Genomic DNA, 12,758 nt, shown 5'->3' with positions numbered 1-12,758 from the left:
CCGCGGGCGCATCGCCCCGGTTTACTTCAGGCCTTGGCCGGAAAACATCAACACTTTGTCACCGGCGTACTGCACGCTGATAAAGCTGTTCTTGTCGCCCCAGGTGCAACTGGACATGCCAAGCGCGCCCGAGCAGTCGGTGGGCTTGCCTAGCAGGGTTTCAACCTCGGCCTTGGGCATACCTGTCGACAGCTTCGAATAATTTTCCTGATTGATCTTGCCGCACGCGGCCAACAACACGCAGAACGAAAGCAAAGCGATGGAACGCAGCGACATGGTGTTGCTCCTGGGAAGGGAATGGCATGGCTGCCAAGCTGAAGCTTAGAAGAGGAAACCCCTGTCTGGTTCCGTGACAGGCTGGCTATTTGCTGGACCATTCGTCAGGCTTTGTTTAAATATCAGGAACTTTCAAGTGACTCTGAGCATTTCGTCGGCTTCGGCAAAAAAAACGCTTAACTTTTGACGCAGATCTGCCGACATAAAAGCTGCGCAAGCCCCGTTCCTGTGGCAAATTGGCGCCCCTTGTTGACCAGCCACTTCGCGGTAGTTCATTTAATGACCAGAAACATGAAGTTCAGCCACAAAATCCTGTTGGCTGCTGCCCTTGTGGTGGCCGTCGCATTTGCCTGTTTCATCCTGTTCAACGACTACCGCCAGCGGCAGACCCTGCGCAGCAGTACCGAATCCTCGATGCAGGAACTCGGCAGCCTGACCACCAGCAACATCCAGACCTGGCTGGAAAGCCGCATTCAGTTGCTGCAGTCGCTGTCCCAGCAGATAACGGTGGATGGCAGTGCCCCGGCCAATCTCAAGCGCGCGATCGACCTGCCCGCCTACACCAGCAACTTCCAGCTGAGCTACTTCGGCGGCACCGACGGCGTGATGTTCTCGATCCCGGCCGGCAATCGTGCCGCGGATTACGACCCTCGAGCACGCGGCTGGTACAAAGCGGCCAACAGCGCGCAACGGACCATCGTCACCGAGCCCTACATTGCCGCGTCTTCCGGCAAGCTGGTGATCACCGTCGCCACCCCGGTGCAGCATCAAAACCAGATGATCGGCGTCGCCGGCGCCGACATCGACCTGTCCAGCGTCAGCGCCATCATCAACTCGCTGAACTTCGGCGGTCACGGTCATGCGTTTATCGTCAGCGCCGACGGCAAGATCCTGATTCACCCGGACAGCAAACTGGTGCTCAAGAACCTGGCCGAGGCCTACCCGAGCGGCGCGCCAAATGTCAGCCCGGGCATGAAAGAAGTCGAAATCGACGGCAAGCGTCAGTTCATCTCCTTCACCCGCGTCAACGGCGTGCCGTCGGCAGACTGGTACGTGGCGCTGGTGCTGGATCAGGACACCGCGTTCTCGATGCTTAGCGAATTCCGCACCTCGGCGATCATTGCCATGGTCATCGCCGTGGTGATCATCATCGCGTTGCTGGGCATGCTGATCAGTTTCCTGATGCAGCCGCTGCTGACCATGGGCCGCGCCATGCATGACATCGCCGAGGGCGAAGGTGACCTGACCAAACGCCTGACCATTCACGGCCATGACGAATTCGGTGCGCTGGGCACCTCGTTCAACCGTTTTGTGGAGCGTATCCACACTTCGATTCGCGAAGTGTCCTCGGCCACCGGCCAGGTCAACGAAGTCGCACTGCGGGTCGTCGCCGCCTCCAACTCGTCGATGTTCAACTCGGACCAGCAAGCTTCTCGCACCAGCAGCGTGGCCGCCGCGATCAACGAACTGGGCGCCGCCGCCCAGGAAATCGCTCAGAACGCCGCCCTCGCCTCGCAGCACTCGAGCGACGCGCGCGCATTGGCCGAGGACGGTCAACAGGTGGTGGATAAAACCATCGCGGCGATGCAACAGCTGTCAGCGAAGATCAGTGATTCGTGCGGCAACATCGAGACGCTCAACAGCAACACGGTGAACATCGGGCAGATTCTGGAGGTGATCACCAGCATCTCGCAGCAGACCAACCTGCTGGCGTTGAACGCCGCCATCGAAGCGGCCCGAGCCGGTGAAGCCGGACGCGGTTTTGCCGTGGTCGCGGACGAGGTGCGCAACCTCGCCCATCGCACTCAGGATTCGGCGCAGCAAGTGCAGAAGATGATCGAAGAACTGCAAGTCGGCGCTCGCGAAGCGGTGACCACCATGACGGATAGCCAGCGCCAGAGCGAAAGCAGCGTTGGCATCGCGAACCAGGCCGGCGAGCGCCTGGGTAGCGTGACGCAGCGGATCGGCGAGATCGACGGGATGAACCAGTCCGTGGCGACCGCTACCGAAGAGCAGACCGCCGTGGTGGAATCGATCAACGTCGACATCACTGAGATCAACACGCTGAATCAGGAAGGGGTGGAGAACTTGCAGGCAACGTTGCGCGCGTGTTCTGACCTTGAACAGCAGGCGGCGCGATTGAAGCAGTTGGTGGGTAGCTTCAGGATCTAAGACGCTCTTGCGGGCCTCTTCGCGAGCAAGCCCGCTCCCACATGTGGGAGCGGGCTTGCTCGCGAAGGCGGCATCAGCAACAACGAAGATTTAGAACCGCGACCCAGGTCCCGAAAGAAACGCCAACTCCTCTGCCGTAGATTCCCTTCCCAACACCGCATTGCGATGCGGAAACCGCCCAAACCGCGCAATCACCTGCTGATGCTTCTCGGCATAGTTCAGGTAATCGATAAACAGTGTTCGATCGCTCTCCGGCTGCTGCGCCACAAGATCGATATAGCGCGAGACGGCTTCATTCTGCACCGCCAGATTCTCGCAATGCTCGAACACCAGGTAGATAAACACCCGCTGAATCGGTCGCAACTGCCGATCGAAATCCGCAGCAATGCCTTGCGCCACGAGAGCCTGAGCCCTGAGATCGCCTGCAAAGGATTTGGGTGTGTCGCGAAAGATCATTCGCGGGAGTTGGTCGAGAAGCAGCACCAGGGCCAGCCAACCGTCGGGGCGTTGCGCCCACTCGGTCAATCCGCCGGCCAGTGCCTGCTCGACCCAGTCCCCGAAACGCGTCTGCGCTTCGAGGTCCTGGCTGTCGTGCTTGCCGAACCATAACTTGCCCTTCTCAACCGCCACTTCGTCCGGCGATTCGGAGTTTCCGAACCACCATTCGAGCAACGGCTGCCAGGGCGCGGTCATGGGTTTATTCCTGATGGTAAGCCGTGGCGCGTTCGACTTCTTCTTTCGAGCCGAGGAACACCGCTACGCGCTGGTGCAAGCCTTCAGGCTGAATGTCGAGGATGCGTTGATGGCCATCGGTGGAGGCGCCGCCAGCTTGTTCCACCAGGAACGACATCGGGTTGGCTTCGTACATCAAACGCAATTTGCCCGGCTTTGACGGCTCACGGCTATCGCGTGGGTACATGAACAGACCGCCACGGGTCAGGATACGGTGCACGTCGGCAACCATCGCGGCGACCCAGCGCATGTTGTAGTTCTTTTTCAGCGGGCCTTCTTCGCCAGCCAGCAATTCGTTCACGTAGCGTTGTACCGGGGCTTCCCAGTGACGCTGGTTGGACATGTTGACCGCGAATTCCTGAGTGGACTCCGGGATCGTGATGTCTTCATGGGTCAGCACGAAGCTGCCCATTTCGCGATCCAGGGTAAAGCCTTTGACGCCATCACCCAGGGTCAGCACCAGCATGGTCTGCGGGCCGTAGATGGCATAACCGGCGGCTACCTGCTCGGTGCCTGGCTGCAAGAAGGCCTTTTCGTTCAAGGCTTCGTTCTGGCTCAGGTATTCGCTTGGGCAACGCAGCACCGAGAAGATAGTACCGACCGGTGCGTTGATATCGATGTTCGACGAACCGTCCAGCGGGTCGAACACCAGCAAGTACGCGCCTTTCGGGTATTTGCCCGGGATCTGGTAGGCATTGTCCATTTCTTCGGAAGCCATGCCAGCCAGGTGACCGCCCCATTCGTTGGCTTCGAGCAGGATCTCGTTGGAGATCACGTCGAGTTTCTTCTGCACTTCACCTTGGACGTTTTCGGTGCCCATGCTGCCCAGAACACCACCCAGGGCGCCTTTGGACACTGCGTGGCTGATTTCCTTGCAGGCACGCGCCACCACTTCGATCAGGAAGCGCAGATCGGCAGGAGTGTTGTTGCTACGGGTCTGCTCAATCAAATAGCGACTCAGGGTAACGCGGGACATGGAAGGCTCCGGTGGAATGGGGGGCTAAAAACCCGCGCAGTTTAACGCGAGTCGGGGCGCATTTCCTCCTATCAGACGTGATACACCCGATAGAGTTCATGCGCCGGGTTTAGCGTAGTTCGAAATGGATGAGATGTGGCCGGAGAAAGGTGCCAATTTTGATGTTCGCTTCGCCTGACAGTCGGCTTCCTCAGGAGTTGGCTGGAGGTTTACGCAACAAGCTGAACGCCATCGCCGCCAGGAACAGAACGCTCAGCAACAACACCGCCCACAACCCGAACTTCTTCCAATCCGTGTCAGGTGTCACCACTCCAACCCCTGTTGAAACCGGCGCCACCACCCCGCCCGCCACTGTCGCCCGGCCCAACGCCGCCCATTTCGCCGCGCTGTAATCCGGAATCAGTGTCGACAACGGCAGGTTCGCCGCCCTCACCGTCGCATTCCCCACCATCAGCGTATAAGGCCCGGCGCCTCGCGCCAGGAACACCAATTGGGTCGAACGCACAGCGAAACGCACCGTCGGCGCCTCGGCGCCCAAGCCGCCGCCGCGCTCATCCACCGTCAACTTCAACTGCTGTACCGTTTGCCCCGGCAGCTGCAATTCGTTCTGCACCACATCCTGGCCACTCTGCGTCAGGCGATAAAGCAAACCGCTGCCCATTGGTTGCCACAGCAGGCTACTGTCCCGACGACCGGACAAGGTCACCGGCGCGAGGCTGTTGGGTTGATTCAACTCGACTTGCAAGCGCTCGACATTCAGCCCCATCGGCAATTGCCAGGTGTATTCACCGGCCTTCACGCTACTGCCGGCCAACGGTTGCGACCAGACCAGCGGCAACGGCAAGCTGCGACCACTGGCGCTTTCCAGTTGCGCCGAGGTCAGCGTCGGCGCCGATTGCGGTGTGCTCCACAGCAGACGCAGATAGCGCGCCGATTGCCCTGGCAAGCCAACATCATGCTGCTCGACTCGCTCGTCGGCAAACGTCAGCCGCGCCACCTGCCCGTCACCCCACGACTGCCAGTGCTGCAAATCGTCGCTGGCTTCAATGCTGAAACGCTGGAAGCCGTCGCGTTCGCTGGTCCAGTCAAGGATCAATTGCTGTAGCGGTGCCTTGATGCCGCTGGCGTCGAGCAACCAGCCGCGCAGCACTTCTTCGCCCGCCTCCAGTTGGCTGGAGGGCTGCACTTCAACCAGTGTGCCGTTAGCGCTGGACTGCACCCGCACACTCGGCGCGTGTTCCGCTGCGTCGGCCGAGTCGTACAGCGGGAACCACTTCACCTCGGTCGTGGTGCGGTGTTCACTGTTCTGCGCTGTTTCCCGCGCCAAGGCGTAGGCCTGAACCTCACCTGCAGCGTTGAACACGCGCACGTCGCTCAAGTCGGTTTGCCGCGCATTTAATTGCACCGCCAAAGGCAATTCGAGGCGATACCAAGGCCCCTCGCCACTTACGGTCAACGGCACCTGCGTAACGAAATCCGCCGGTTTTTCCTGTGCATTGGCCGACAACGCCGCGCCCAACGCAACAGCGCCCAACCAGATCAGGTTCAGCTTCTGACTCAAGACGACACTCCTTCGGTTTGCGGCGCCGGTATTTCAGGATCGGCTCCGCCTTGGCGCGCAGCGTCGGCGCGCTTGGGCGGCAACGGGGCGAAATAGCCCACGACCAACAGCAACACACCCACGCCGATAAACGAGACGATCCGGGCGAGTCCGCCGCGGTTACTCAATTCGACAAAGAACAGTTTCGCGACCACTACGCCGATCAACGCCGCTCCAATCAGCCAGACTTCGCGACGATGACGCAAATGGCCACCGATCATCAGACTCAGGGCCATCAAGGTCCAGACGATCGACAGACCAGCCTGTACCAGCATGGAGTCGAGCAAGGCATCGAGCTCATACGGCACGCCGCCCCAATGGTGAGCCGTGCGCATCACCAGCGCGGTAAAGAACACGAACAGCGAGACCCCGGCGATCAGTTGCGTGGCGTGATCAAAATAATCCCTGCGGATCGCCAGTTGCGTCACCGCGCTACGAGCCCAGACATAAACCCCAAACAATGCAAACAGCAGGCCCAACTCCAACGGATTGATCAGCGGCACGTAAGGCAACGGTTCCGCGGTGCCGTCGCTGACGATGTTCGCCAGCCAGAACCAACCGAGCATCAGCACCGCCAAAGGTGCCGCCGCGTAAACCCGGTATTCGCGTGCGTACGCCGACACTGGCCATGACCAGTTGCGTGGCGCAGCCATCAGCACCAGATACAGGCTCGGCAGAATCGCCCAACCCAACCAACGCCAAGCGTTGTATTGCTCGGAAAGCAGCAGCAAGCCGTAGCGCAGCTCCAGCGCCAGCACACCGATCAACAGCCAGCCGCCGAGCACATGAGCAGCGCTCAAGGCCCACACCGGCAACATCGGCGCCAGACGCCGCAGCGTGATGAAATGCACGACGAACACCGCCGTCCAGGCGAGCCAGGCGAAGTTGGCCGCCGGGTGGTAACGCAAGTGCCAGGCTGCGAGCAATACGATACCGGCCACCGGAATCAGCAACGTGCAGAGTAAGCCCAGCGACGGCCATTTCAGGCGCAACGCCAATACGCCCCACATCGCGACACTTATCGCCGCGACCGCCAGCAACCCGGTCGCTTGAACATTCACAGGGGCAAAACGCAGCACTTCACTGACCCACGCCAGCGACCACCAACCGGCGCCCCACAGCAACAGCACTTCGGACAAACGCCGCAAGCTCAGCACATCGAAAGCCGAAGCGTGGTTGCCAAGCTGCAGACGCCAGGCCCCGATCAGCGCCGCCAACCCCAGCACCAAGGGTGTCCAGAAACCGCTGTGAGCGAGGGGTTTCAACCCTTCGCTGGCCAGCGCCCCCAGCAGATCCGGCCCGGCGAACAGGAACGCCGCACCGCCAATTACCTGCAGCAGCAGTCCGAAGACAAAACTCACGCGCTGCTTCAAGTACAGGCTCAGCCAGATAATGAACAAACCGCTGACCGCCCACACTGCGCTCGCGGTTTGCCATGGCAGCACGAACAGCACCGCCAGATTGATCAGCACCAGGCCGGCCAGTAACACTACCGACAAACCGCGCAAGAGCCGAACGTCGCTGCGCACCCTGTCATCCCGCGCGGCCAGCAACATACCGACGATCAACGCCAGACCGATCAGAGACGCGCTGAGCAAGCCGCTCCAGCCCGCGCTGAACACCGCGCCGGACTCATTGCTGGAACCTTGCAGTCGCAAAAGGAACAACGCGCCACCCAGCAACTGCACAGCAAACGCGGTGAACAGGAAGGTACGCGATTGCAGACGCAGGCCGACAAACAACGTCGCCAGACCGGCCAGCGCCCAAGCGATCGCAGTGCCGTGGGTCAAGAAGAACAGCGGCGCCAATAGATAGAAAAAGGTCAGGCCGAGGCACGCCAACACCGGCAGCCCTTTGCGCTCCCACTCCGACGCTTGCTCGGGCAGGGCTTTGCGCAATTGGTAGAAACTGAACAGCAACGCTACGCCGAGCATCAACGCGCCCAGCGGTGCGCCGTCGAGCAGGCTGCCGTCGCCGACCCGCAGTTCGCTGAGAAACGCCAGCGCCGAACCCAGTTGCAGCAGCAACGCAAAAGCGCGGGCCAGTGGTCGATGCTGACGCAGTCCGAGCCAGAAAATCCCGGCGCCTTCCACGGACCAGGCAGCGGAGGTCCAGCGCGCATCGAGCCCCAACGGAATCGCCAGGCTGGCGAAGATCACGCCCAGAGCCAGACAGGTTTCCGCCAGCAGCAACGCACGTCCGCCCATCAGCAGACGGGCCAGGCCCATGTAGATCATGCCCAGCGCGAGGGTGCTGAAGGCGGCGGCGAACTCCAGATGTTGAACCAGCGCGAACTGCAGTCCGAAGCCCACCAGCGGCGGGCCGAACAGCATCGTGCCGTCGACGTAATCGCCCTGGCGGGCCGACCAGCGCAGCAGTGCCTCCCGGCTGTCATCCTCTGGGGCGTCGCTCATTTCCAGCAACTTGCGCCGCGCGAACAGCAGGCCGATGGCCAGATACATCAGGAAAAACAGAATCAGAAAGGGTTCCGTGCTCCACAGCAATTGCGGCGTGTACGAACGCAGGCCCCAGGCGAAACCGATGCCGAACGTGCCGACGAAGCCGATCAGGTTGAGCAACCGCCAGGTCTTGAACCAGGCGATGGCGAAGATGCCGGCATTGAGCAAGGCGAAGTAGCTGAACAGCGCGACGTGGTTGCCGGCACCGGTGGACGTCAGGATCGGCGCAGCAAAACCGCCCAGTGCCGCCGCGCATGCCAACGCCAGGGAATCCTGAGTGATTGCCAGAATGGCCGAGAACACCGTCACCGCCACCAGCAAACCGAGCGCTGCCGTCGGGTCAAGCAGCGGATGCAAACGCATGGCCGCGAACACCGTCAGGTACAACACGGCAATCCCGGTCCCTTGCAGCATCAATGCATAGTTGTGGTTGCGATGACGCAGCCACCAGCCCAAACCGAGCAGGCCCAACGCAACCGCCGCCACCCCGGCGTAACGCAGTTCGACCGGCACTACCATGCCTTCGGTGGCATAACGCAGCAAAAACGCCAGACCGAGGAACAGCAGCACCACACCGACCCGCAGCACTGTGTTGCCACCGAATAACCAGTTACGCGCGCCACCGATGGCTCGCTCGATGAAGTTCGGACCGCGCGGAGTGGCAGGTTGCAGCGGCGCACGGGCGACGGGCTCGGCTTTCCAGACATCATCGGGCAGCGGGCGGCTGGTTTGCGTCGTCGAGGCGGTAACCGATTCGAGTTCGGGCGGAAGCTCCCAGATCATCTCCGGAGTGGAGACGGGAATTTCGTCGAGAATGAACACAGGAGAAGCGGCCGGTTCGCTCGGAAGCGGTTTCTCAGCAACCGGCACGATGCTTTCAGGTGTGTTGACGCCAGACGCCTCCAGCAAGGCCAGGCGTTGCTGGACCGCATTCAACGCTACCTGCGCCTGCTCCAGCAGAACGCGCTGCTCGGCAGCCTGCGAATCCAGACGGCCGATGCGAATCGCCTGGCCAATCCCCAACCCGAGCAACGCGCCCAACAGCGCGTCGCTGAACGACTCGTCGAGTATCCAGCCCAGCACCAGCCCAATCAGCATGAACATCCATTGCATGGTCGATATCCCTAAGCACAGTGGCCAATCCGAGAAGATTAGCGCAGCCCGTACGGCAAAGATCGCAGCCTTCGGCAGCTCCTACACCGACCGCGTTTACCCAATGTTAGGTGAACGCCGACTGTAGGAGCTGCCGAAGGCTGCGATCTTTTCCGGCGCGCCAGTATATCGAGCCGATAGAAGACTTACTCCAACGCCTTCCAGATATCCGTGGCGTACTCGCGAATGGTCCGGTCGGAAGAGAACCAGCCCATCCGTGACGTGCTCAACACCGCTGAACGCCACCACTCGTTCGAATTGTGCCAATGGGCCTCAACGCGCATCTGCGCATCCCAATAGGAATCGAAATCAGCGCAGACCAGGAAGCGATCGTAGTCGATCAGCGAATCGATCAAGCCGGTGTAACGGGCCGGATCATCCGGCGAGAACACCCCGCCGCGAATCGCTTGCAACACGTCGTTCAGTCGATGGGACGCGGCAATGTCCGGCACCGCGCTGAACTCGTGGTTTTGCTTGCGCGCTTCAACCTGCTGGGCGCTGAGACCGAAAATGAACATGTGTTCGGCGCCAATGCGTTCGCACATTTCCACGTTGGCGCCGTCCAGGGTGCCAATGGTCAGCGCGCCGTTGAGGCCGAACTTCATGTTGCTGGTGCCGGACGCTTCAAAGCCTGCGGTGGAAATCTGCTCCGACAAATCCGCCGCCGGAATAATGCTCTCCGCCAGGCTGACGTTGTAGTTGGGCAGAAACACCACCTTGAGCAAGCCGCGCACGGTCGGGTCGTTGTTCACCACCCGGGCGATGTCGTTGGTGAGTTTGATGATCAGCTTGGCCTGGTGATAACTGGCCGCGGCCTTGCCGGCGAAGATCTTCACTCGCGGCACCCAGTCGATTTCCGGCTCGGCACGAATCGCCTGATACAGCGCGACGGTGTGCATCAGGTTGAGTAACTGGCGTTTGTATTCGTGGATCCGTTTGACCTGCACGTCGAACATGGCCGCCGGGTTGACCGCCACGCCAAGGCGCTCGTGGATGATGTACGCGAGGGCCTTTTTGCTGTGCAGGCGTTGTTCGGCGAAGGCCTTGCGGAAGGCCGGTTTCTCGGCGAACGGTTCCAGATCCAGCAGGCGTTCTTCCGGGTTGTCCAACAGATCCGCGCCAAGGGCGTCGACCATCATCGAGGTCAATTCCGGGTTGGCCTGATACAACCAGCGGCGGAAGGTGATGCCGTTGGTCTTGTTGTTGATCCGCTCCGGGTAGAGTTTGTGCAGTTCGGAGAACACGGTTTTGCGCATCAGCTGCGTGTGCAACCCGGACACGCCGTTGACACTGTGGGAGCCGAGAAACGCGAGGTTGCCCATGCGCACTCGGCGTCCGTTGTCCTCTTCGATCAGCGATACCGCGCGCAGCACGTCAAAATCGTGAATGCCTTTAGCACGCAGCGAGTCGATGTGCTGGGCGTTGATCAGGTAAATGATCTGCATGTGCCGTGGCAGCATCCGCTCCATCAAACCGACCGGCCAGGTTTCCAGTGCTTCCGGCAACAGCGTGTGGTTGGTGTAGGAGAGCGTGTCGACGGTGATCTGCCACGCCGCGTCCCACGCCACGTCGTAGACATCGACCAATTGACGCATCAGCTCGGCCACGGCAATGGACGGGTGAGTGTCGTTGAGCTGAATCGCCGCGTGATCACCCAGGGTCAGCACCGAGGTGTGCATGTTGCGGTGGCGGCGCAGCAAATCCTGGAGCGACGCAGCGACAAAGAAGTATTCCTGACGCAGGCGCAGTTCCTGGCCGGCTTCGGTGCTGTCCGCCGGGTAAAGCACACGGGAAATACTTTCGGCCCGGGCCACTTCCGCGACCGCGCCCAAGTGGTCGCCGGCGTTGAAGCGCTCAAGGTGCAAATCTTCCATCGCACGCGCACGCCACAAGCGCAGCGTATTGACACTCGCCCCGCGCCAACCGACCACCGGAGTGTCGTAAGCAATGGCGCGCACGGTTTCCACGGGAGACCAGACTTGTTTGGACTTGCCGCTTTCGTCGGTGACGGTTTCCACGCTGCCGCCGAAGCCGATCGGGTAAACGACTTCTGGCCGTTCGAATTCCCATGGGTTGCCGAAATCCAGCCAGTGTTCGGTTTGCTCCTGCTGCCAGCCATCGACAATCGCCTGACGGAACAAGCCGTGCTCATAGCGAATGCCGTAGCCGTGACCGGCGATACCGAGGGTCGACATGCTTTCCATGAAACACGCCGCCAGACGACCAAGGCCGCCGTTGCCGAGCGCCGCATCGGGCTCCAGCAAACGGATGCGTTCGAGGTCGACGCCGAGTTCGGTCAGCGCTTCGCGGGCGACGTCGAGCAGGCCGAGGTTGCTCAGGCTGTCGTAAAGCAGCCGGCCGATGAGAAATTCCAGGGAGAGGTAGTAAACCCGCTTCTGACCTTTGCGGTAGATCTGCCGGGTGTGGTCCATCCAGTGCTCGACCATGTGATCGCGCGCTGCCAGCGCAATGGCTTCGAACCAGTCGTGGTCGAAGGCGTGATCCGGGTCTTTGCCCACCGCGTAGGTGAGCTTGGTCAAGACGGCATCGCGAAACGCGGCCACCTCTGCTTCGCGAACAAGTGGTTCTTGAGTCATCGATAGGACCTCGAGCGAGCGTAGAGTTGTTGAGCCTAGACGGTCTGACAGGCCGATGGAACACTGGTTCGGCAGTTTTCCCTGTTAGTGCGAAATAGCCCGACATTACCTTGTCGCGTGCACGAAAGAATGCAGGGCTCGTGCCGAAACACGGAGTGCCTCGGTCGAGCCGCGAAAAAATCTGGCGAAAGGTTGTTCAAAAATCCACCAGTCCCGGTATGATCGCGCGCCCTGATGCACACGCTGGTAACAACCGATGATGAAGCCTAACCTGATCGCCGCCGCAGAGATCGACCGCCTCGATACCTGGGCCAAATATTCTGCGCCGATGTGCGGCTCGTGTATGTCCAGCTGCTGCACCCTGCCGGTCGAGGCCAAGATCAAGGATCTGATCCGCATCGGCATTGTCGACGAGTTCGAGCGCGGCGAACCGGCGAAGAACATCGCCAAGCGTTTGCAGAAGGAAGGGATCGTCGAGCGCTACAACCAGAAGTCCGAGATCTTCACCCTTCAGCGCATGAGCAACAACGATTGCCTGTACCTGGATCGTAAGAGCCGTCTGTGCACTATTTATGAAAAGCGCCCGGACACTTGCCGTAACCACCCGAAAATCGGGCCACGGCCGGGGTATTGCGCTTACAAGCCGAAGGAAGTGGCGCGTGAGACCAGCAGCAGTCGGCGGCCGCTCGAGAAATTTTGATCCGAAATTTCGATGCCTGACCGAGCCTCATCGCGAGCAAGCTCGCTCCCACAGTAGATTTTTGTCGTACACATAATCTGTGTTCGACACCTAA

8 protein-coding genes and 1 pseudogene are annotated in these 12,758 nt (G+C 60.6%); 3 read left to right on the top strand and 6 right to left on the bottom strand.

The annotated features are described in order from the left end of the window. Positions 1-21: 21 nt before the first annotated feature. A complete protein-coding gene (locus tag ACYZT9_RS02460; protein WP_007907841.1) occupies positions 22-276 on the bottom strand; it encodes a hypothetical protein in 255 nt (84 codons plus the stop codon). 279 nt (positions 277-555) lie between these two features. On the opposite strand from ACYZT9_RS02460, the pseudogene ACYZT9_RS02455 reads away from it, so the two are divergent. Both ACYZT9_RS02455 and ACYZT9_RS02450 read left to right on the top strand, forming a co-directional pair. Then, positions 556-1,590: pseudogene (locus ACYZT9_RS02455) on the top strand (HAMP domain-containing protein); the annotation flags it as partial. Positions 1,591-1,683: 93 nt separating this feature from the next. Next, complete coding sequence (locus ACYZT9_RS02450) at positions 1,684-2,448, top strand: methyl-accepting chemotaxis protein (protein ID WP_462010141.1); 765 nt, start codon at positions 1,684-1,686, stop codon at positions 2,446-2,448. 90 nt (positions 2,449-2,538) lie between these two features. Here the strand turns inward: ACYZT9_RS02450 and ACYZT9_RS02445 are convergent, their stop codons facing one another. The 5 genes from ACYZT9_RS02445 to ACYZT9_RS02425 form a co-directional block, all read right to left on the bottom strand. Beyond that, positions 2,539-3,141: a DUF924 family protein gene (locus ACYZT9_RS02445; RefSeq protein WP_462008402.1), complete on the bottom strand. Its 603-nt coding sequence runs from the start codon at positions 3,139-3,141 to the stop codon at positions 2,539-2,541. A gap of 4 nt (positions 3,142-3,145) precedes the next feature. After that, entirely contained in the window at positions 3,146-4,156 is a 1,011-nt protein-coding gene (locus ACYZT9_RS02440) for a class 1 fructose-bisphosphatase (protein ID WP_462008401.1), read from the bottom strand. A 190-nt stretch (positions 4,157-4,346) separates the two neighbouring features. After that, positions 4,347-5,717 (bottom strand): DUF3999 domain-containing protein, encoded by a 1,371-nt coding sequence (locus ACYZT9_RS02435; protein ID WP_462008400.1) that lies wholly within the window; start codon positions 5,715-5,717, stop codon positions 4,347-4,349. Beyond that, complete coding sequence (locus tag ACYZT9_RS02430) at positions 5,714-9,328, bottom strand: DUF2339 domain-containing protein (protein WP_462008399.1); 3,615 nt, start codon at positions 9,326-9,328, stop codon at positions 5,714-5,716. The genes ACYZT9_RS02435 and ACYZT9_RS02430 overlap by 4 nt, the downstream gene beginning before the upstream one ends. Before the next feature lie 185 nt (positions 9,329-9,513). Further along, positions 9,514-11,964 carry a glycogen/starch/alpha-glucan phosphorylase gene (locus ACYZT9_RS02425; protein WP_462008398.1) on the bottom strand — a complete coding sequence of 817 codons (2,451 nt, stop codon included), beginning with the start codon at positions 11,962-11,964 and terminating at the stop codon, positions 9,514-9,516. Between the two features lie 259 nt (positions 11,965-12,223). Between ACYZT9_RS02425 and ACYZT9_RS02420 the strand changes: the two genes are divergently transcribed. Further along, positions 12,224-12,664 (top strand): YkgJ family cysteine cluster protein, encoded by a 441-nt coding sequence (locus tag ACYZT9_RS02420; protein WP_462010140.1) that lies wholly within the window; start codon positions 12,224-12,226, stop codon positions 12,662-12,664. The last annotated feature ends 94 nt before the right edge of the window (positions 12,665-12,758 follow it).

Source organism: Pseudomonas sp. ZT5P21 (genome assembly GCF_054897785.1).
Note: the sequence above shows the minus strand (reverse complement) of the source record. Positions and strands in the feature narration are given on the sequence as shown.

Coding starts and splice junctions, on each gene's coding strand:
- ACYZT9_RS02460 (WP_007907841.1), bottom strand. CDS start 276: ATGTCGCTGCGTTCCATCGCTTTGCTTTCGTTCTGCGTGTTGTTGGCC.
- ACYZT9_RS02450 (WP_462010141.1), top strand. CDS start 1,684: ATGTTCAACTCGGACCAGCAAGCTTCTCGCACCAGCAGCGTGGCCGCC.
- ACYZT9_RS02445 (WP_462008402.1), bottom strand. CDS start 3,141: ATGACCGCGCCCTGGCAGCCGTTGCTCGAATGGTGGTTCGGAAACTCC.
- ACYZT9_RS02440 (WP_462008401.1), bottom strand. CDS start 4,156: ATGTCCCGCGTTACCCTGAGTCGCTATTTGATTGAGCAGACCCGTAGC.
- ACYZT9_RS02430 (WP_462008399.1), bottom strand. CDS start 9,328: ATGCAATGGATGTTCATGCTGATTGGGCTGGTGCTGGGCTGGATACTC.
- ACYZT9_RS02425 (WP_462008398.1), bottom strand. CDS start 11,964: ATGACTCAAGAACCACTTGTTCGCGAAGCAGAGGTGGCCGCGTTTCGC.
- ACYZT9_RS02420 (WP_462010140.1), top strand. CDS start 12,224: ATGAAGCCTAACCTGATCGCCGCCGCAGAGATCGACCGCCTCGATACC.